This window comes from Sediminispirochaeta smaragdinae DSM 11293, assembly GCF_000143985.1.
In the GTDB taxonomy this organism is placed as follows: Bacteria; Spirochaetota; Spirochaetia; order DSM-16054; family Sediminispirochaetaceae; genus Sediminispirochaeta; species Sediminispirochaeta smaragdinae.
Window position 1 is genome coordinate 2760721 of the sequence record NC_014364.1, and the last position, 20883, is coordinate 2781603.

A 20883-nucleotide genomic window follows, 5' to 3' on the forward strand; every position below is an offset into this window, starting at 1 on the left:
CTTAGAAAACTCCTTCACACGCTTTCAGAATTGCCGTCACCGCATTCTTTGTCCCATTTTGAGGATATAATTCAAAACCAATTACACCGCTATAGCCGATCTTAGCCAAATGCTTGAAGACATTATGATAGTTGATGGCTCCTGTTCCGGGCTCGCCTCTTCCCGGAGCATCGGCAACATGAATGTAACCCACCGCATCAATATATTTTGAAAGGGTTTCGCAGATTTTTCCCTCGTTCAGGTACATGTGGTACGCATCGTAAAGAATCTTCATATGAGAAGATCCGGTGGCTTTGACCAATTCAACTGCCGTCTGTGTTTTTGTCAAAAAGTTCCCAATGTGATCAACAACAACATTGAGAGCCTCAAGCACAAAGGTAACCCCCGCCTTCTCAGCAAGAAGCGACATTACTTTCAAATTATCAAACATCGTCAATAACTTTACCGTATCAGAATACTCTTCAAAGAAATCAGCAGCCCATTGAGGATCGTCCGCCAATTCATTCGAATGGATCACCAGTCTTGGAGATCCAAGAAAGTTTGCTGCATCAATTGATTTTTTGATATAGTCAATATATTCCTTCTTTTTCATGGGATCACACATCGAAAAGGGACCATCACCACTCATTGTTGAAAGTGACAAATCACTCTCTTGTAAGAGAGCCTTCACACGAGGTAAGTCCTTATCCTCCCAGCCCCAGAATTCAATATAATCAAAGCCATCCCGCTTTGCTGCAAGAAAACGTTTTTCCCATGGAAGCTCCGTATACAACACTTCAATATTGGCAGATTTTTCCATTCTTATCCTCCTATGTATGACATAACGTGCATAAAACAAAGCATCAAAACATAATATATTGCATTATTATGCATCACAAATAAATATACACAATATATAGTCTATATAATTATTGATATTATAAGGACTTTTTAGCATTGTCAACTGTTTTACTACGCATCATTACGCATCAGAACAAATTAACACTGAGTATTAGTATATGTGATGCGTATTTCATTGACATATGACTGTAGCGCGTTTACAATGAAGAATAACTAAGTGCTTGGAGCTGCATTCTGATTTCAATGAGAGAACTGGCGAAACTGGCCGGAGTAAATCAATCGACTATTTCAAGAAGTCTCAACAATCACCCCGGTGTCTCTTCGAAAACCAGAAACCGAATAGTTGAACTGGCCAAAGAACATGGATACTACACGGACCAGAACTCACCGATAAGACAAACAAAAGAGAAACATGTCATTGCCGTTCTCCTGGCCGACAATTTTTTTACGAACTACAACGACCACTTTCTTGAATCGCTTTTTATTGCCGTCTTTGAGGAAATTGATAATGCAAATTATCTTCCACTAATTGTCTACGATCAATATAAAAGCAAAGGGATAAAAAAAGTTGAGAAGCTCTTGTCGATTGGTAATATTGCAGGAGTCATCATCATAAATCGGGAATATTGCACCGAGATCGACGAGTATTTAAAAAAAGAGCATGTTCCACATATCTATATGCACTACTTTGATAGGACCTCGTCTGCAGAAATTAATATTATTGATATGAACCATTTTCTGGGAGGATATATAGCAACGAAGTATCTACTCGAATTAGGTCATACCAATATCCTTACAGCAACTTCATACGGCCGGGAGTTCGAAGAGCGCAGTTCTGGTTTTACAAAGGCCATGAATGATGTCGGTATAACAGTATCAAAAAATGATGTTATGTATGTAGATCATAATTTTGATGCCGGCTATCGTTTCGGCCTCAATTATAAAGAAAAGCTTAGAGAATACAGCGCATTATTCATACAAAACGATTTAGCCGCCATCGGATGTATTAGTGCCCTGTATGACGAGGGGATAAGCATTCCCCAAGATCTTTCCGTTATCGGATATGATGATATCGATGCGGGAAGGTTTTGTCGACCGACCCTCTCAACTGTACGCCAGTCTGTTCGGGAACTCGCAAAGGCAGGAGTTAATCGCATCACCCATCTTATAGCATCACAAGAGACAAGCCTCATGCAGGTCTTTTTGCAACCAAAACTTATCGTAAGGGAATCTACAACACAAAAGCGAAAATCATAACATGAATAAAAAACAAATCAAGACACCAAAGGAAAATATTTATCTCTGGTCGGTAGCCTTAATCGTTTGCACCATCGCATGGGGAGGGATTCATCCCGCAACAAAGAGTCTCCTGATCAATAAAGTCAATCCATTTCTTGTCGCCTTCCTAAGATTTCTTGTCGCATTGTTAACTACTCTTCCATTCTTTATAACCGATTCGAGAAAGCGCCCACGCCCATCCATAAAAGATACCTTGATACTTTCAGGAATTGGTATCTTCGGGGTAGGATTCTTCTCTCTCCTTCTTTCTTTTGGGCTGGAATTAACAAATGCCACGAGCAGTTCCATCCTTATAAACTCCCAGCCAATCTATGCTGCCATCCTTTCTGTCATATTTCTTAAAGAGAATTTCACCTTAAGGCACCTTTTCGGAATCATCCTCGGATCGATAGGCATCCTCTTCGTTGCAACCAGGGGGACCTTTTCCTCGATTGGAATTGGAGACGATTATCTTATAGGGAACGTACTGTGCATCCTCGGCTCCCTCTGTATAAGTGTATACTATGTAGCCCTTAAGAACTATATACGCACATTCGGCAGCATTATTCCAACCTTCATCTCCACTGCGTCGGGAACTGTGGTGCTTCTCGTCGTTGCCATTGCAGGAAAGAGCGATTTCCATGAAGTAATAGAGATGGGATGTACCAACTGGATGCTGATTCTTTTTATCGGTGTTATAGCAACGGGTTTTGCGAATATTGTCTTCAATCAATCACTCCATGCAATAGGCGTTATCAGAGCTACAGGCTTTAAATTCATGGTTCCCGTATTTGGAGTCATCCTTTCGGTTCTCCTGTTGGGGGAACGGGTGAATATTTGGGTCTATACCGGTATCGTCATCGTCCTTGTCGCCATTTATTTTCTTCAAACAGGAAATCTAAAAAAATCTCGATAGGATGGACCTTTATCATCCCAATATAGTAGTATGCGTCAATGAAACACTACCCCTCATATACTAAAAACCCAATGTACCGCTACCTGCTTCTTTTGGTAATCGCAGTCGCCATCGGTTTCCAAGGCTGGAGAACTCTTTTCAATAATTATGCTGTTGACGTTGTTGGCATTAATGCCTTTCAGATGGGCGTAATTCAATCAGTCCGGGAGATCCCGGGGTTCCTCACCTTTTTCGTGGTCTATCTGCTGATATTCTGTAGTGAGTATCGTTTTGCCGCCATTTCTGCTGCTCTCCTTGGTCTTGGTGTTTTACTGACGGGATTCTTTCCATCACATACCGGACTTATAGGCACAACAATATTGATGTCCGTTGGAATGCACTTTTTTGAAACAACAAAACAATCTCTAACCTTGCAATATTTCGAAAGCAGAAGAATCCCAAATGTCCTTGCAAGTTTCGCCGCCTATTCGGCATTGGCAAATATCTCCATAGGTATTTTGATCTGGGTTCTATCCAAATTTTTACCGCTTCATGATCTTTTTTATATCATCGGAGGATTATTAATCCTCGTAAGTCTGTTTGCATTAACACAGAAGCCGGTAGAGACAATTCTTTATCCACAAAAAAAGCACCTTCTATTCCGAAAACGTTATTGGCTTTTTTACCTTCTCAATTTTTTTAGTGGTGCCCGCCGCCAGATATTTGTGGTGTTTGCGGTCTTTATCATGGTTGAAAAGTACCATTTTTCTGTGGCATATATTACCGCACTATTCGTATTGAACAACATCATCACCTATTTTCTTAGCCCCATCGTAGGACGCGCCATCGGAAAATTTGGAGAACGCTTCATGCTTACCGTTGAATACGGAACGCTTCTGTTTGTTTTTGCCGGCTATGCTCTCATTGAAAATTCATGGGCAGCCACAATTTTTTATATAATCGATAATGTTTTTTTCAGTTTCGCAATCGCCCTGAATACCTATTTTCGCAAACAGGCCGATCCGGCCGATATTGCACCATCAATGGCCGTTGGATTTACCATTAACCATATCTCGTCGGTTGTTGTCCCCATCTTTGGAGGCATCCTTTGGATGTATAATTGGAGAATTCCGTTTATTGTTGGTTCAGTAATTGCCCTGTGTTCTCTTATTTTGTCACAATTCATAAAAAATCAGTAACAATTTGCCGCAAAACCGAAAAGTAGCTATCATGTAATATAAAGAGGTACATAATTGCTTTTCAAAAGCAAGGCCTTTATCGGACTAACGGGGGCATTCTGCGGCGCCTTTTTCCTCTCATTCCTCTCTGGTTTTCAAAAAATGCTTATTCATGCTCCCATCTCCCCTCAAGGCTTTATTGTTCCGACATTATTCGGCGGTTTCACCGGAACATTGATCGTACTTTGGACACAACGCTTAAAAGAGGCAAACATCACCCTCCAAGCTTCCAATAACGAAAAAGAACTTCTTTTGAGAGAATTACATCATCGTGTAAAAAATAATTTACAATTAATATCAAGTATCATTCATCTCTCCTCTTGCTCCCCCGAAGTTCGGCAGGAAAAAGAACAAACTTCCAACATAGAATCACGTATACTCATAATATCGCATATTCAGGAATCAATGTATCAGAAAGAATCCTTGGGCCAGGTATCAATAGCCCAATTAATAGATACCGTTATCAGTTTTTGCACCATGAGCTTTTGTAGGAAAGATATTTGTATAACAAAACAGATACCGGTTGAAGAAGTCTGTTCCACTCCTGTTCCCCTAGGCTTACTTATATATGAACTCTTCTCCAACTCGATTATACACGCTTTTCAGGCATCGACACCTTCGCCCAGCATCACAATAGCAGTAACGCGGGAAACGATTTCGACGCTATTACTGCGGTTTAGCGATAATGGGCAGGGATTTTCATTCGATCCCCAATTTTCTCAGGAGGGAGCAGGTATAGGTCTGCAACTTATCACGGCTTTGAGTCGACAACTTAATGGAACGTTTGCTATATGTTCAACACCTCGTAATGGAATGAATTTCACGCTGCGCTTCCCTACTGTTCCGAATTCCGGTGATTTTTAGGATAAACGCCTGATGTGATCGGCAACGGTAAAGCAGGAATAAGGGAGGATATTCATTTACCACCTGCTTTCCAAACAGTAGCTACTCCAACAGGAAAATCTCAACACGCCTGTTTTTCTTCCGACCTTCCTCGTTATCATTAGAAGCAACAGGCTGAGTTCCCCCAACCCCATCATAAAGAAATCGACTTTCATCGAGGCCTCGCTGAGACAATTCAGAGATAATGCGTCTGGCCCGATCTACAGAAAGTTCTTTCTGGCTCTCTTTCGTTCCGACATCGGCTGTGTGCCCGACGACAAGAAAGGATGTGTCACGAATTTGTGATAAAACCCGAGCGAGTTCATCGAGACGAGAGACCTCTTGAGGAAGGATTTCCGCCTCATCAGGCTTAAAATGGATGTTGGGAAGCGTAAGCACCACCCCCTCAGAACGCTCTTCAACAAGAATGGAGGTATCATCATCTCGGTCACTACCATCGGAACCTGCTTCATGGACAGCAGTGTTCCCTTCACTCAGATCCGCGATCATTCGATTGAGTGATGCCCCATCAACTCCCGTATACCAAATAAGCCGAAAGCCTTCTTCATCGCTTGTCGTTCCATCATCCGCAACCGTACGCCGTATAATCCGTTCTTTCGAGAAAAGCCCACCCTCCTGATCAAGATACAGGAGCATCTCTCCCTTTACTGTCCCAAAGAGCTCATGAAGGGAAGTAACATCTTGCATTCCGGAAGTCTGGTAGGGTTTCAGCCTGAGAGAGTATTCATAATTAATAGCCATGACAGGGCGCTCTTCGTACGATCGATTTCCCGTTATGCGATATGTAACCATGGTGGGCACAGGTATCTGTTTTCCTTCCCAGAAAAGAGAATCCTGGGCAGGGGCCGACCATGTAGAAACCTGATCTTCATCATCTTTTGGGAAACAGGGGATATTCATTCTAACAGGGGGGAGCGCACCACTTCGAATCCGCATTTCCCCTGAATCATCAATAGTAAAGGCCGTTCGATAGTTGATCTCAAGAGGTACGGCCTGATAGGTTTGCTCACGTCTCAGAGCTCCTGTCCCAAAATAGACACCCTCATACTGAGGCGGGTAAGAAGCCTCCGACCTAAAAAAACTTCCATGAATCTCCCTGCTGAGGAACCCCTTATATGCCCCATCCGTCCGTACCGAATAATCTTCTCGAATGGTGACGGTATAGCGGTTTGAACGATGGAATCCTCCGGCCTGCATAGATTGTCCATATAGGCAGAGCAAAGAGTTCGGCCACAAAAAGATGAGAAGTAAAAAAAGAGGGCCTTTCCAAGAGAAAAACCCTCTCAACATAGTACCTTCGTATCGAGACATACGAACCGGCTTTCAGAACTTACCAGTTATCCTGCATATCATCGATATCCCGATGCTCTTCGGCAAAAAGATCGGTGGTTGCACGAAGGTCATCGAAATAGATATAGTAAGAACCGTAGGCTTCCTTTGGATCACAGTCAATGGTGAAACCTTCGATCTTTATCCCCATCTTATTATTGTAGTGATAATCACGCTGAACAATAGAAGTCGGAATTGCAACAGTAAGCTTCTTCCAACCGGTAAAGTTCAATTTACCCATGGTCACTTCGGCCCTATTCCCGAAATGATCAGACAGGAGCATCTTTAAAACGTGAGGGCTGTTTCGTCCCACGACCCAGACACTTACGGTCTTACAGATTCCTTCCACAGGCATGGGACGAACAGGGGTAAGCGTGAACTGGCTGTTACCACGCTTGAAATACTCAACCTTAATACCAAGAACATTACTATCATCTTCGGTAATCCCGGCCTCAGTTTCCGCCTCAAGCGGCTCCTTATCGATGGGAGAACCGGCAAGTCTTCTCAAGGTTACAAGTCCCTCATCCTTTGACATCGAAGCAGACCAGAAACCGGCATCTTCGAATTTGGAAATAGAGACCTCTTTCAACTTCTGCTGTGCCGTATCAACCCCGATTTCCGCAGGATTCGGTTCTCCGGCATCTGAAGTTGCCGACTGTGCAACGACAACCATCGGAACGACGGCTACCGCTATCAGCATGAAAAGCAATTTTCCTGCTAACTTCGTTTTTCTGGTCCTCATTATTACTCTACCCCTCCCCAAACTTCATCGACTTTCTCGGGATCGGTCAACTCATCACCGTCGAAGCGCGAAACAAAAACATCGGTAAGTACCTTTATCTGGTCAAGATAAAAGTAACAATCATTCACATTTTCCAACGGCTTTGTCCAGAGAACAACCTTAACAAGCTGCAAACCCTCAAGATAGGGAGCATAATTTCTCGACTGAGGGATGTAAGAAGGGATATCCACAGTTAGGTTCTTCCACCCGGTATAATTCAGACTGCCGAGATTCAGAACATGAACGACTCCCCGCGGGTCCATGATATGGACCTCCAGGTAGTAATCGAAATCAGAGCCCCACGCCCAAAGGTCGATATTCTTCACACGACCGGGGATGGAAATCGGATTAGGAACCGTATCCCCATTCTCATCTTGGGTAACAGGAATAAACTCTATGTAGTTATATCCCTTCCTGTCAAACTTAAAATAAGCGCCAAGGGCCTGCAGATCCAAACCCTCCCGATTCGCTCCGTAAAGCGCTTCAGGCCACGCTTTCACATAGGTCTGCTTCGGGAACCCTTCGGTGACAAACTTACTTCCCTGAACCAACCAATCGGTGGTCCTCGTTTCCGGATCAAATGATTCCAGAACGTGGGAAACCAGGTTTTCTGTCTGCTCATCAGCACAAAGCAGGGAGGGCGCAAGAAGAATCAACGCCGAAAGGCACAGAAACAGCAGGACGCCTCGTTTCATTCCTAACTCCTTTTTATCTAGCAAAAAATCATCGCATATCAGTAAACAGAATTATATTTCTTCACATATTCTTTGTCAAACCATTTTCCCGAAAGGAAAAATCAATAGAGTAAGGCCAGTTATGGGGTCCGCACTTCTTGACCCCAACGTATCTCCTTGATTAGAGTGATATCATCAGGTTAATTGAATTTATATGAGGAGCGTATCATGATTTCCTACAAAACATTGGGTCTGTCGAACACGAAAGCGATGTTTGCCGGAGCCATCGACGGCGGTTATGCCATTCCCGCCTACAATTTCAACAATATGGAGCAGCTGCAAGCCATTATTGCTGCTTGCGTCGAAACGAAATCGCCGGTAATCCTGCAGGTTTCTTCCGGTGCCAGAAAATATGCGAACTCCACCTTGCTGAGATTTATGGCACAGGGGGCCGTCGAGTATTCTAAAGAACTCGGTTATGAGGTACCAATAGCGCTTCATCTCGACCATGGCGATAGTTTTGAACTTTGCAAAGATTGTATCGATAGCGGATTCTCTTCCGTCATGATCGACGGCAGCCACCTTCCCTATGATGAAAACGTCGCTCTTACCCGTAAGGTTGTCGAATATGCTCATAAGCAGGCCGACTATGTTACCGTGGAAGGCGAGCTTGGCGTCCTTGCAGGCATCGAAGATGCGGTTGTAGCGGAAAAATCAACCTACACCCGTCCCGAAGAGGTAATCGATTTTGTCAAGAAAACCGGAGTGGACAGCCTTGCAATCAGCATCGGTACCAGCCACGGAGCAAATAAGTTCACACCGGAGCAGTGTACCAGGAATGCAGACGGGGTCCTTGTTCCCCCTCCCCTTCGCTTCGATATCCTTGAAGAGATTGAAAAGAAGCTTCCCGGTTTCCCCATTGTGCTTCACGGTTCTTCTTCTGTTCCCGTAGAATACGTAAAACAGATTAATCAGTACGGTGGAGCATTAAAGGATGCAGTTGGAATCCCGGAAGAACAGTTGCGTAAGGCGGCAAAATCCGCCGTATGTAAAATAAATATCGACTCAGACGGTCGGCTCGCCCTGACGGCAGCGGTTCGAAAGGTTCTGGCGGAAAAACCTGCGGAATTTGATCCGAGAAAGTATCTTGGACCAGGTCGTGACGAACTGAAGACAATGTACAAACGAAAGAATATCGAGGTTCTTGGCTCGGCAGGCCACGCTTGATCGATTTCCACTAACGAAGGGAAAGGGGCTGTCTGATTGGACAGTCCCTTTTTTTGTAGCACCACTGTATAATGGGTATGTCATATTGCCGATGCAGGCGAAAGCGTTTATGTCAAAACAGTATTAAATCACCGTATCAACAGGTGATACATCGTCCTCCAAAGGAAGAGGAAGATGCCGAAGCCGAAAAGAGGGCAAGGCTGCCCTGATCGCAAATTGTATCATAAGGAGCGAAGCCGCCAGAATAAGGATGGCAAGTATCGATGCAAAAAGATGCTGATTGATCAAAACGAAAGAGGGGCCCAAGGCGATGAAAAAAGAAACTGCGAGGACTCCTATAACGGAGAGGACCCATCGTTTGCCTCCCTCAAGCTGAACGAAGAGAAGCGAAAAGGCCCAAAGAAATATCATACGGGCAACAAGTGCAAGTGGAAGGAAAAAAAGTGCAAAACCGTTATACTGCTTAAACCAAAAAACCGCTTCAACACATCCCGAAAACATCGAAACAACGACAGCATAAAGCAAAGAGGCAAACAAGAGCCTCTCACCGGACAGGATTCGTTCTCTGGCCGATCTCCACAGGGAAAAACCGATAAAAGCTGCCGCCATCGGAGGCAGGTCAAAAATCAACCATCGCTGTAAGAGATAAGGAGCAAATGCATACGCATTAATTCCCCCGATCCCCCAAAAAATCGAGACTGCCGTACCTATCCAGAACCACAGGAAGGCTCGAATCCCGGCAGGGAAAAAGAGTTTATCCCGATACCAGCCGGGAAAAAGCCAGAACAATAGCATACAGCCGATAATCGGAACGGCAAAAATCAAAAATGTTACCATAACTTCTCGAGGCTATCATAAACCAGCATCGGCTGCAACGGTTCGCTATCACCCTTTGACTCTTTTTGATGTGAATGCTATAGTAGTTTCCACTTTGAGTTGACCGGTTTTCATGTATCCCAAAAGGATATCTGGAAGGGCCGGATTAGTCATGAGGAGGAAGATTGGCTGCGAAAGATTTACGAGTGAACAAGGAGATTCGGGTCCGCGAAGTTCGTCTGATCGATGAAAAAGGAGAACAGCGGGGAATCATTCCGACGATTGAGGCCCTGGAGCTTGCACGCCAGGCAAATGCGGACCTTGTCGAAGTATCACCGAATGCGGATCCGCCGGTATGTAAGATCCTTGATTACGGGAAATACAAGTTTGATCAGGAAAAACGGCGCAAAGAATCAAAAAAGAAACAAAAGCAGATCAAGCTAAAAGAGATTCGCATGCAGCCAAAGATCGAAACTCACGATTTGGAGTTCAAGACCAAACATATTAAGACCTTTCTCGAAGAGGGAAATAAGGTAAAGGTAACCATTCGTTTCCGAGGTCGTGAGCTTGCACATACCGAATTGGGGAGGGATGTCCTCATGAAGGTAAATGAAATTTTGGAAGAGCTGGAAACCGACTTTTCCATGGATAGGAAGCCCATCATGGAAGGTAGGTTCATGTCTATGATCTTGAGCCCGAAAACGGGTAAGAAATAAACGAGCACAGGTGAGGAATTGATATGCCGAAAATGAAAACCCGCAAGTCCGCGGCAAAACGGTACTCGGTTACCGGGTCTGGCAAAGTCAAGTATAAGAAACAGGGACTTCGCCATATTCTAACAAAAAAATCCACAAAACGGAAAAGAAACCTTCGTCATGCTGGCGTTCTCAGCAAGGCCGAAACCGAAAAGGCGAAGGGCCTTCTTCCCTATAACTTCTAAAGGAGTTTTTTGCCATGCCCAGAGCAGTTGATGGAACACGAAGACATGACCGACGCAAAAAGATAACGCGTCAGGCAAAGGGTTACTGGGGTCGTCGAAGCACCAACTTTCGGACCGCCAAGGATGCGGTTGAGAAAGCGGGCCAATACGCATATCGTGACCGCAGAAGAAAGAAACGGGATTTTCGTAAGCTTTGGATTGCCAGGATTTCTGCCGCTTGCAGAAACGAAGGGATCACCTACTCTCGTTTTATAAACGGTCTCATTAAAGCCGATGTCAGAATCAATAGGAAGGCCCTTTCCAATATGGCTATTGAAGACAAAACGGCGTTCTCCGAGCTTGTAAAGAAAGCGAAAGCGGAGTTGGAGGTATAAGTAATGGTTACCTTCGAGCAGATTCAGCTTCTCGAAAGCAAAGTGCGGCAGGCTGTTGATCTCATTGCTTCTCTGCGGGAAGAAAATGGTGCGCTGAGGAAGACCCTCTCCAACGATGAAAAGCGTATCGAAGAGCTCGAGGTTCTCATCGATTCATTCAAACGTGATCAGGGAAAAATCGAAGAAGGCATCATCAGTGCTTTGCAGCAGCTGGATGCGCTGGAAAGCAGTGCCGTCGAAGTGCAACAGCATGACGGCGAGGCTACTTCGACGGCAGAAGCCCCTATCGAGGAAACCGAAGGAGAATCCCTTCAGCCAGATATCGCAGAACCGGACATCGCAGAAAGCGAAGATGTTGAAGAACCCGCTCCCGACCGCAACGGGGAGCTTGATATCTTTTAATCATCGAATGAACAAGGAACCGTTTCATATTTCCATGTTGGGGTCTTCGTTCGCCGTCAGGACGGATGAAGACCCTCGTTATTTGCGTCAGCTCGTCTCTTTCGTCGAAGAGAAGGTACAACGCATAGAAGAAAACATGGGAAGCAGAGAACCTTTACGTAGCGCCATTCTTTCCAGTATACTAATAGCAGATGAGCTCTTTCAGGAACGAATGAAATCGGAACGGGCCGAAGAGGCAACCGATCGTTTGATCCAATTTCTGGACGAAGAGCTCCCCTAAAAGAGAATACTTTTCCTGCGATGTACGGGAGGGGATCGTCAATCTCTTGGGACAAAAATATAAAACGGGATTCCTTCATTTCGTGGTTGAATTGACCGTCCTCGAGACGGACAGGATTCCACGTTGCGGAAACCCACTTGAACCATTGGGTTCAAGAGATTTTTTCTCCAAGCGGCATCGCGGGTTTTACTATAGGGGATTGGAACTATTATGGCATTGATGACAAGCCAACAGATAAATCGATTTTATCAGCATTACAGGGAGATCGATGTAACCTTTAATAAGGATGTTATCAGAGCTACAGGACTGCTGGCAAAGCACATTTTTCTGAAATTTCTGGGATCACAAATTCCCTGCATTATCTTTTCCGCATCCATGACCGGTGCCAAGGTCATTGCAAATATCTCAAGTGAGACATTTGAACGGCTTCGACAGGCAAACAATCTTGTATCGTTACGTCTTTCCTTTCAGGAAAGTGATAAAAACGATCCTCTTGCCTTTTTCGTCGCATCAAAAATAAGTGGGTTTAACCCTTATAACAAAGAGCATCCCACACTCAATTTTGTTAATCTCGAATTTACCCAGCGCCCGCCGGACGATTTGATAGGAATTCTTGGGACCTTGCTGGAGGCCAGTGTCAACTCGAAGAAGCGAAAAGAAGAACGTATTCAGATCGATGCCAACAGCATCCGGAAATTAGGTCTTACCTCAAAGGCTGGTCAGCTTCGGGTAGAAAGCATCCCTCGCCCCTGCATCATCAGAGACCTCTCATTTTCCGGAGCAAAGGTCGTCGTTTCCGGTGTTGCGAAATTCCTTTTGGGTAAGGAGTGTCATCTTCACCTTGAAACGGTCGAACAACGGGCCTTCAACCTTCCGGCAACCATCGTTAGAAGTGAAGAAGTCGAGGGTAGAAAAGATCTTACAGCAGTTGCCATCCAATTCTTAGAGGAGCAGACTCCCATCGAATATAAAGTCATGCTGAATGATTATATGAAGGCTCGTCCGGTCTCGTCGGCGATGACGAAGAATCAGAAAGAGGCATAGATGGGTGGAAAAGAAGAATTAGAGCGTTTACTGTATATTTCTTTGCCTGAAGACTTTCATCGTTCCATTGGGGACTTTTCCATTGATCCGACTATTATGCTACCCGTCGAAGCCCCTCCTGGCATGGGGGAAGTCGTGGACTTTGCCGACCTTTCTTGGGAGATGATCATTTCGGCCATGTTGAAGATATTGGCATGGGACCCCGCTCACAGCCATGCCGACTACTTCCGAGGTTTTATTCTTGCCCTTCAGCCCGACATTGTTTCAACAATGACGGAGGCGGCCATTATAAAAGCAAAGAGGCTCGATTTCGACCTTGCCGAGGAACTTTTTCTTGCGCTCTCCCGTCTCGATCCACAGGAAGAGAAAACACCCCTTAACCTTGCCCTTCTTTATGAACAGCAGCTTGATCTCTATGTCGATCAGGGACGTATTCCCTTGGCAGAAAACGCCGCAATCAAGGCGATCAATACCTATGAAAAGGCCCTTGCCTCCTTTCCTCAAAGTCCCGGGGTATGTTTCAACGCCGGCTATTTTTTCCTCAAACTGCGTAAGCTTGGAAGGGCAAAAATACTTTTGAGCGACTTTCTCTCCCTTGCTGAGGATAATGATCCTCGTAAGCCCAAGGTGGAAAAGGCTCTTGATGAGCTTGAAAGTAATGATCAACTCGACCGGCTTTTTCATGAAGCATTCGAAGCCATTAAAGAAAAACACGAAAAGGAAGGCATAGAGAAGATCAAGAGCTTTCTCTCTGCGCGCCCCGAAGTTTGGAGTGGCTGGTTCTTGCTTGGCTGGGCTCTCAGACGGAGTGGCGACTATACCGCAGGCAAAAAAGCGCTCTATAAGGCCTTGGAATTGGAAGATAAGGAAGTAGACATCTATAACGAACTTGCCATTTGCCTCATGGAGCTCGGAGAATACGACCAATGCAGGGTTGTGTTGGAAAAGGCCAAGGCCATAGAACCGCAGAATGTCAAGATCATATCGAATATTGCAATCCTCGAGTTAAAAACAGATAACAATGAAGAGGCCCAACGCTGTTTCCGTGAGATCCTGAAAATTGATCCGCAAGATCCTCTTGCCCTTTACTATGCAAAAGATATCGAATAGATTTCACGTGCCTTTGCGGTGATGGATGATCATGTACAGAAGCGTTTACCACCAATATTCCTAACACTACGGAATTTTCTTCATCTTTTTTTCAAAAAAGCTAAAGTTTGACCTTCTCCATGCCGAAGCTTTAGACTGAGGAAAGGTCAAACCGCGGTAAACTGGCCAGTACCCACCTTCCCTCTTCATGTAAAGCATCGGCGGATCCTGAAAGGGTCTTAAGGAAATCTTTTTTGAATTCGCCGAAAAGGAAGCAAGGACGCTTCCGTAACATTCAAGGAGGATGTCACATGATCATTAATCACAACATGAGTGCTGTCTTTTCGCAAAATCGCCTCAAAATTAGTAACAACGCAGTAAGCAAAAACATGGAGAAGCTCTCTTCAGGTCTTCGCATCAACCGTGCAGGCGACGATGCATCGGGTCTGGCAGTATCAGAGAAGATGAGGTCTCAGATTAGAGGCTTGAATCAGGCAAGCAGAAATGCCTCCAACGGCATCAGCTTTATCCAGTCGACCGAAGGATATCTTCAGGAGACTCAGGATATTCTGCACCGCATGAGAGAGCTTTCTGTGCAGTCCGCAAATGGTATCTACTCCGACGAGGACAGAATGCAGATTCAGGTTGAAATCAGTCAGCTGGTTGATGAGGTCGACCGAATTGCCAGTCATGCACAGTTTAACGGAATGAACATGCTTACCGGCCGTTTTGCCCGGGAATCGGGAGAAAATACCGTTACAGCCAGTATGTGGTTCCATATCGGGGCCAATATGGATCAGCGGGAACGGGTTTTTATCGGTACCATGACCAGTGCCGCACTCGGTGTGCGAAATATCGGGACCAATGAAATTTTAACCATCGAGACCCCCGAAGATGCAAACCGGGCAATCGGGACCCTGGATTCCGCTCTCAAGAGCGTAAACAAGCAGCGGGCCGATCTCGGCGCTTATCAGAACAGGCTCGAACATGCGGTTAAAGGCATCGATGTTGCGTCCGAAAACCTCCAGGCGGCGGAAAGCAGGATTAGAGACACCGACATGGCCGATGAGATGGTGAAATATACCAAGAACCAGATCCTTGTTCAGGCAGGAACGGCTATGCTGTCCCAGGCAAACATGAAAACGCAGTCAGTCTTGCAACTTTTCGGATAGAGGGCTACACTATAAGTAGTAATCCTATCCCGTAGGATCTTTGAAAACAATCCCTCCGGGTGTCGGAGCGTAGAGTTACCCGATCTCCTTTTAGGAGGTCGGGATTACTCCTCGTTTTTCTGCATGAAGGAAGCGAACGGGGCAGAAGAGGCGCGAACTTATTCTTCTGTTTTCCTTCTCAAACGACACCGAATCGTTGAAGGCAAAGGATGCCTTCGTTAAATATCAAGGAGGGTTTATGATTATTAACCACAACATGAGCGCCATGTACGCAAACAGAAGTCTTAGCGTACGTAACAGTGAGGTGCAAAGCAACATCGAAAAGCTCAGCTCCGGCATGCGTATCAACAGGGCCGGCGACGATGCTTCAGGTCTTGCGGTATCCGAAAAAATGCGGGGCCAGATCAAGGGGCTTAATCAGGCTACACGGAACATCGAAAATGGTGTCTCCTTCATCCAGGCAACGGAAGGATACCTGCAGGAAACTCAGGATATACTTCATAGGCTGAGAGAACTCTCGGTACAGTCGGCAAACGGCATCTATACAGACGAAGACAGAATGCAGATTCAGGTCGAAGTCAGTCAGCTGGTCGACGAAGTCAACAGAATCGCCAGCCATGCACAGTTCAACGGTATGAACATGCTTACCGGTCGGTTTGCACAGAACGGAGAACAGGTCATGCAGTTCCAGGTCGGGGCCAATATGGACCAGAGTGAAAGAATTTACATCGGCACCATGACTGCACAGGCGCTCGGACTTCAAGGGTCGCAGGGAACCGAAGAGATGATTTCGATCACCTCGGTAGACTCTGCAAATATGGCTATCGGCCAACTTGATACCGCCCTCCGTCAGGTCTCGCGTCAGCGAGCCGATCTTGGCGCATATCAGAACCGCTTTGAGACAGCCAGTCAGGGTGTATCTATCGCGGCCGAAAATCTTCAGGCTGCCGAAAGCCGAATCAGGGATGTCGACATGGCTTCGGAAATGGTTGATTACATGAAAAACCAGATCCTTACGCAGGCCGGCACCGCGATGCTTGCTCAGGCAAATACAAAGACCCAGTCGGTACTTCAGCTTTTTTAAGTATACCGTTCTTTTTCGGATGAGATTCCTGGACGTTTTCTCATCCTTTTTTCGGACAGGGGAGGCCGCGCCCCTTCCCTGTCTTTTTTTCTAAAGAGGTGGTTCTTATGGAACTCGACATACAGAATCTATCGAATAACGCTGCTCGAATGGAAACGATCCGTAGAAACAGTGAAGCGGCCCAGGCCATGAAGGCTAAGGCGAAAGCTCAGCGTATTGCGGAAGAACAAAGCAAAAAGGAAGCTGCAGCCGCGCCAATTTCTGAAAAAGATGCGGAAGGTTATTTGAAAGATATTCTCCGGATGACGAGTCTATTCGATCGTAAACTTAAATTTATTCTCAACCGCGATCTCGGTACCATAGTAGTAAAGGTGGTGGACCGACAAACCGATAAGGTGATCAAGGAGATACCCCCGGAGGAACTTCAGCGGCTTCATCGCAGGATGAAGGAGGCCATCGGCCTTCTGATCGACGAGGAGATCTGAAAGGTCCCCCTTGTTTCGGGGGCTTTTACAAGGCATGTCTGATTTATCGATACCGGGCGTAAATAGTAAATATAAGACAGATGAAATGATCAAGGCGATCATGGATGCCGAGCGTATCCCCCTCAATCGCCTTGAAGATCGAAAAGAAGAGTATAAGCAGCAAAAAGATGCCTGGCAGGTGATCAATAGAACCATTGATCGCTTTCGGGATAGTGCGAAAAAACTCTACGGCTTTCAAAACCCCTTTCAAAATCTGATTGCCGGTTCCTCTCAAGAAAATGCACTCACGGCAACGGCGGGCCGTCAGGCCGAAGAAGCGACAAGTTCCGTGGAGGTCATACAAGCGGCTTCCGCCGATCGCTTCGCTAGCGATTCACTACCGAATGACTATCATGTTCCGGAGGGAACATATAGATTTCGGATAGGAGACGAAGAGGTATCAGTAAAATTCCGAGGCGGCGACCTTGATTCTTTTGCACAGGCGATAAACCGCCGGGGAACAGGTCTTCTTGCGGCTTCGGTGGTACGGGACACCTTTGATACAAAGGTAATGGTGATCAACAGCTTGAAAACCGGTGAGGAAAACAAGCTGCTCTTTGATGATGCAACCAAAGCCCTTGCCCTTGATATGGGAATGCTGGAAGAACCGGTAGAAGACAGCTTCTCGCTGACACCCAATAAAACGGCAGAGCCAGGAGAGCGTCAGACAGTAGATATCAATCATGCGCTGACGGGTAAGCAGCAGCTCTCGGTCACCTACACGGTCGAAAACCTACCGAAAGAGGCGTACTCACCCCCATCCCCACCCAGCGGACCATCACTCTCTCCTCCCGAGGGGCTCACCTACGAAGGAATTACCATCCAGAACAGCGAAAGCCAGGTTGAAGTGCCCCCATGGCAGCCTCCGCCTCCCCCACCCTACAGCGAATCAAAGGATATTTTTTCGATTGACGGGAACGCTTTATCACCGATCTCCGGTGAGGATACCGAAGCAACAATCGTATTGGGGAGAAACGAACTTTCCGATTTTCCAAAAAAACTGGAAATCGACAACGGGGGAAATACCAATCGGAGGATTACTGTCAAAAAGATAGCCATCACCGATCCTGAGGTTAGAGGGGATGCATCCCCGGCACATGCAATATCTGCCGCTTCAGATTCGATCATCAAAATCGAAGGAATCGAGGTCAGGCGGCCGGATAACGAGATTGATGATGTGATACCCGGTATTACTCTTCATATACAGGCCCCTTCCGACGGGCCCGTGGATATTCATATAGAACCCGACCGCGAAACGATCAAAAACGATATCATAGCCTTTGTCGGCAGCTACAACCAGCTTCTAACCCGCATCAATATCATGACCGATACAAATGAATCGATCATAGATGAGATCGAATATTTCACCGATGACGAACGAAAAACTGCACAGGATCAACTCGGAATCTTTCAGGGGGACACCACCTTTATGCAGTTGAAAAATAGGCTGCAGCAGTTGATCATCACACCCTACAAAACCAGTGCAGACAATCGACTTTCCATGCTCAATCAGATTGGGATATCGACCAACAGTTCAGGCTTCGGCGGCGGGGTGGATCAAAAAAGGCTGCGCGGTTACCTTGAGATCAACGAAGCAAAGCTTGATGAGGTATTGAAATCCGACCTCTTACCCGCAATCAAGGAACTTTTCGGAAGGGACAGCGACGGGGATCTTGTCGTGGACTCTGGTGTCGGCTATGCTATGGATCAATATACCTCCTACTATACCCAAACAGGAGGCTTAATTGCGACCAGGGTATCGGGGCTAAATGAACGAATAGATGATACCGATGATGATATTAAGGAAATGGAAGACGATTTAGAACGCAAAGAGCAGCAGCTCAAGGTGAAATACGGACAGATGGAGAGTGCCCTGAGTACTATGCAGGAAAACAGCCGTGCCTTGAATAATTTAAACAACTCCGGGCAGTAAAGCACTATACATGAAGGAGAATGGGGTGCAAATTCTGGTTAACAGTGTTCCTTTCGATGTGACGATTGAAGATGAACAGACGATAGGGGAAGTTGTCGCCGGCATATCAGGGTGGCTAAAGGGAAATGAGTATTCAATAACGGGAATTGAGATCGACGGGAAACGTGCCGACCTATTGGACAAAGAGAGCTGGAGAAATATCTCCATCGACTCGCCTAAAACCATCAATCTCGTGGCTTCATCCTTTCTGGAGCAGAGAAATGAACACCTAACGATTCTTCTGGATTACATTATCATGTTTAAGCAGGCTCTTGCTTCGGCAAATCTTGAGATTGTTCAGCAATTGCTTGCCGAATACGGTCCCGTTAGGGGTTCTGTCGATCCTCTTATCAATCCGGGAGAATCGGGTGAACCACTTGCCGCTCGCTTTGATCAACTCCTCGCCGCATCAGGTCTGGCACTGGGTAAACCTGGGCCTCAGGCTCTCGCTTTGATTGATTTTTTCAGAAATCTGGAAGTACTCATCAGAGACCGTCTCGACGAAGTTCAGAATCCCAGAAAGGAACTTGACAATGCGGTTGCTGCACTTCGGGAAATCGTTCCCGTCCTGGAAGATCTTCCTATATTACTTCAGACGGGAAAGGACTCCGAGGCCATGCAGCAGATTGTCACCTTTACAGAATTGTACGGAAAGTTGACGCGCCTTTTTCCCTACCTAAAGGCTTGCTGCGATATTGACGTGCTCGAAGAGAAAGAGTCCCTACGAGTCGGCACGCTCTATCGGGAACTTAATCCCATTCTTGCAGAACTTACCGATGCCTTCGATTCTTCAGATGCCGTGCTCATTGGCGATCTGGTCGAATATGAAATAGCTCCTCGTATCTCCGGCCTCTGTACGGAGATAGAATCCGTTCTTAAGGAGAATGAAGCGGGATGATGTGGGAAACAACACTTCCTCTTTTGCAATTTGTTCCCACAATCAAAAAAAGCGACCCCAGAACGACTATTATAGGGGTTATCGTTGTCGTAGTTTTTTTTGGAATTCTGCTTCTTGTCGGCGGCAAAGGCGGTGGCGGAACCAGATCACGAACCGCAAGTAGGGGAAGCAAACGTACATTCAAGCGGCATGCACAGGCTCGAGGTCTCAATAAGAGAGAAAGTACGCTTCTCATGCAGATAGCACAGGGATCAAACACCTCTCCTTTGCGTTTACTCCAAAGCGGTCAAAGTCTTGATCTTGCATTAAAAAAGACATTTTCCAGTATTGAAACGGACCCGCATCCAGGTGTGGATAAGGAAGCAAGGAAGCTGGAGCTCTACAGGATCAAGCAGAAACTCGAACGCTCAGGAGGAGGAGGGACGGGTAATTACGGCTCATCAAAGCAGATTCCTCTGGGCCAGGCTCTCACAATTCAGGACGAGGCTGGAAATCGATTCCAATCCAAGATAAACGGCAATCTCCAAAAAAATCTCAGCCTGACAGTTCCTGTTGATAATCGCGGTAACCAGATACGCTGGAAAAAATGGACCAAGGTGAAGGTCTTTTTCTGGCGCTCGAACGGGCAAGGCTACAGCTTCGAGAGCAAGGTCCTCGGCTATAACCAGTTGAGGGGAGTTTCAAGTCTCTTCATTCAGCATGCAGGAAAAATCAAGAAAGAGCAGCAACGGCGTTACCGTAGGCGAGAAATGAGTCGACCGGCCTACTTTTACCCCATCAGGGTCTTGGCAGCAGGAAGCGGAAAAAATATGGAAAAGAAGGCGGTTGTCGAGCATAAGCGTGGTACCCTCGGCACGATCAACGATATCTCCGCCGGAGGCTGCGCAATGAAGAGCAACTATCCCCTTGGAACGGGCGAATTGATCAAACTCGAATTTGAGACAGGCCGGGGATCAAACCAAGTCGTGGTGTATGGGAAGGTGCGGAGTCTTTCAAGGCTTCGGCCCATTGGAGGCATTATGCACATCCAATTCACCCGGATGAGCAGAAAGCACCTCAATCGAATCAACTCCTACGTCTACGGACTTGAAGATTCCGTCGCGAAAAAACGTTAACCGATAAT

General features: G+C 46.1%; 23 protein-coding genes and 1 other RNA gene. 19 read left to right on the top strand and 5 right to left on the bottom strand.

The genetic code is table 11. The features are described 5' to 3' along the window. Position 1 precedes the first annotated feature (1 nt). Positions 2-799 (bottom strand): TIM barrel protein, encoded by a 798-nt coding sequence (locus tag SPIRS_RS13030; protein WP_013255152.1) that lies wholly within the window; start codon positions 797-799, stop codon positions 2-4. Between the two features lie 284 nt (positions 800-1083). Here SPIRS_RS13030 and SPIRS_RS13035 point away from each other — a divergent pair, with 284 nt between their 5' ends. The 4 genes from SPIRS_RS13035 to SPIRS_RS13050 are packed head-to-tail and all read left to right on the top strand — an operon-like array spanning position 1084 to position 5115. Further along, positions 1084-2097, top strand: coding sequence for a LacI family DNA-binding transcriptional regulator (locus SPIRS_RS13035; RefSeq protein ID WP_013255153.1), 1014 nt, complete (start codon positions 1084-1086; stop codon positions 2095-2097). Between the two features lies 1 nt (position 2098). Continuing rightward, positions 2099-3034, top strand: coding sequence for a DMT family transporter (locus tag SPIRS_RS13040; RefSeq protein WP_013255154.1), 936 nt, complete (start codon positions 2099-2101; stop codon positions 3032-3034). Between the two features lie 38 nt (positions 3035-3072). Further along, on the top strand, positions 3073-4212 hold the full coding sequence (locus tag SPIRS_RS13045) for an MFS transporter (RefSeq protein ID WP_013255155.1): 1140 nt from the start codon (positions 3073-3075) through the stop codon (positions 4210-4212). A gap of 54 nt (positions 4213-4266) precedes the next feature. Beyond that, positions 4267-5115 carry a sensor histidine kinase gene (locus SPIRS_RS13050; RefSeq protein WP_013255156.1) on the top strand — a complete coding sequence of 283 codons (849 nt, stop codon included), beginning with the start codon at positions 4267-4269 and terminating at the stop codon, positions 5113-5115. Positions 5116-5196: 81 nt separating this feature from the next. Here SPIRS_RS13050 and SPIRS_RS13055 read toward each other — a convergent pair whose 3' ends face one another. From SPIRS_RS13055 to SPIRS_RS13065, 3 genes are all read right to left on the bottom strand, one after another. Continuing rightward, on the bottom strand, positions 5197-6351 hold the full coding sequence (locus SPIRS_RS13055; RefSeq protein WP_013255157.1) for an OmpA family protein: 1155 nt from the start codon (positions 6349-6351) through the stop codon (positions 5197-5199). 133 nt (positions 6352-6484) lie between these two features. Then, on the bottom strand, positions 6485-7225 hold the full coding sequence (locus SPIRS_RS13060; protein ID WP_013255158.1) for a flagellar filament outer layer protein FlaA: 741 nt from the start codon (positions 7223-7225) through the stop codon (positions 6485-6487). Between the two features lie 2 nt (positions 7226-7227). After that, positions 7228-7959 (bottom strand): flagellar filament outer layer protein FlaA, encoded by a 732-nt coding sequence (locus SPIRS_RS13065; protein ID WP_013255159.1) that lies wholly within the window; start codon positions 7957-7959, stop codon positions 7228-7230. Positions 7960-8166: 207 nt separating this feature from the next. On the opposite strand from SPIRS_RS13065, the gene SPIRS_RS13070 reads away from it, so the two are divergent. Then, positions 8167-9165 carry a class II fructose-bisphosphate aldolase gene (locus SPIRS_RS13070; protein WP_013255160.1) on the top strand — a complete coding sequence of 333 codons (999 nt, stop codon included), beginning with the start codon at positions 8167-8169 and terminating at the stop codon, positions 9163-9165. 123 nt (positions 9166-9288) lie between these two features. On the opposite strand, the gene SPIRS_RS13075 is transcribed toward SPIRS_RS13070, so the two are convergent. After that, on the bottom strand, positions 9289-10002 hold the full coding sequence (locus SPIRS_RS13075; RefSeq protein ID WP_013255161.1) for a hypothetical protein: 714 nt from the start codon (positions 10000-10002) through the stop codon (positions 9289-9291). 164 nt (positions 10003-10166) lie between these two features. On the opposite strand from SPIRS_RS13075, the gene infC reads away from it, so the two are divergent. The 14 genes from infC to SPIRS_RS13140 all read left to right on the top strand — a co-directional run bounded on the left by infC (position 10167) and on the right by SPIRS_RS13140 (position 20875). Then, on the top strand, positions 10167-10697 hold the full coding sequence (infC, locus tag SPIRS_RS13080) for a translation initiation factor IF-3 (RefSeq protein WP_013255162.1): 531 nt from the start codon (positions 10167-10169) through the stop codon (positions 10695-10697). 23 nt (positions 10698-10720) lie between these two features. Continuing rightward, positions 10721-10921 carry a 50S ribosomal protein L35 gene (gene rpmI / locus SPIRS_RS13085; protein WP_013255163.1) on the top strand — a complete coding sequence of 67 codons (201 nt, stop codon included), beginning with the start codon at positions 10721-10723 and terminating at the stop codon, positions 10919-10921. A 14-nt stretch (positions 10922-10935) separates the two neighbouring features. Continuing rightward, positions 10936-11295: a 50S ribosomal protein L20 gene (gene rplT, locus SPIRS_RS13090; RefSeq protein ID WP_013255164.1), complete on the top strand. Its 360-nt coding sequence runs from the start codon at positions 10936-10938 to the stop codon at positions 11293-11295. 3 nt (positions 11296-11298) lie between these two features. Then, positions 11299-11697, top strand: a complete 399-nt coding sequence (locus tag SPIRS_RS13095; RefSeq protein ID WP_013255165.1) for a cell division protein ZapB — start codon at positions 11299-11301, stop codon at positions 11695-11697. A 34-nt stretch (positions 11698-11731) separates the two neighbouring features. Then, positions 11732-11977, top strand: a complete 246-nt coding sequence (locus SPIRS_RS13100; protein WP_013255166.1) for a cell division protein ZapA — start codon at positions 11732-11734, stop codon at positions 11975-11977. 9 nt (positions 11978-11986) lie between these two features. Then, a non-coding RNA gene (gene ssrS, locus SPIRS_RS21995) (6S RNA) lies at positions 11987-12167 on the top strand. 20 nt (positions 12168-12187) lie between these two features. Continuing rightward, a complete protein-coding gene (locus tag SPIRS_RS13105; RefSeq protein WP_013255167.1) occupies positions 12188-13021 on the top strand; it encodes a PilZ domain-containing protein in 834 nt (277 codons plus the stop codon). Beyond that, entirely contained in the window at positions 13022-14131 is a 1110-nt protein-coding gene (locus tag SPIRS_RS13110) for a tetratricopeptide repeat protein (protein ID WP_013255168.1), read from the top strand. It begins immediately after the preceding gene. 290 nt (positions 14132-14421) lie between these two features. After that, on the top strand, positions 14422-15282 hold the full coding sequence (locus tag SPIRS_RS13115; protein ID WP_013255169.1) for a flagellin N-terminal helical domain-containing protein: 861 nt from the start codon (positions 14422-14424) through the stop codon (positions 15280-15282). 238 nt (positions 15283-15520) lie between these two features. After that, positions 15521-16366: a flagellin N-terminal helical domain-containing protein gene (locus tag SPIRS_RS13120; protein WP_013255170.1), complete on the top strand. Its 846-nt coding sequence runs from the start codon at positions 15521-15523 to the stop codon at positions 16364-16366. Positions 16367-16473: 107 nt separating this feature from the next. Continuing rightward, entirely contained in the window at positions 16474-16851 is a 378-nt protein-coding gene (locus SPIRS_RS13125; RefSeq protein WP_013255171.1) for a flagellar protein FlaG, read from the top strand. A 34-nt stretch (positions 16852-16885) separates the two neighbouring features. Next, positions 16886-18823, top strand: a complete 1938-nt coding sequence (gene fliD / locus SPIRS_RS13130) for a flagellar filament capping protein FliD (RefSeq protein WP_013255172.1) — start codon at positions 16886-16888, stop codon at positions 18821-18823. A gap of 25 nt (positions 18824-18848) precedes the next feature. Beyond that, positions 18849-19760 carry a hypothetical protein gene (locus tag SPIRS_RS13135; RefSeq protein ID WP_013255173.1) on the top strand — a complete coding sequence of 304 codons (912 nt, stop codon included), beginning with the start codon at positions 18849-18851 and terminating at the stop codon, positions 19758-19760. Next, positions 19757-20875, top strand: a complete 1119-nt coding sequence (locus SPIRS_RS13140) for a PilZ domain-containing protein (RefSeq protein ID WP_013255174.1) — start codon at positions 19757-19759, stop codon at positions 20873-20875. The genes SPIRS_RS13135 and SPIRS_RS13140 overlap by 4 nt, the downstream gene beginning before the upstream one ends. Positions 20876-20883 lie beyond the last annotated feature (8 nt).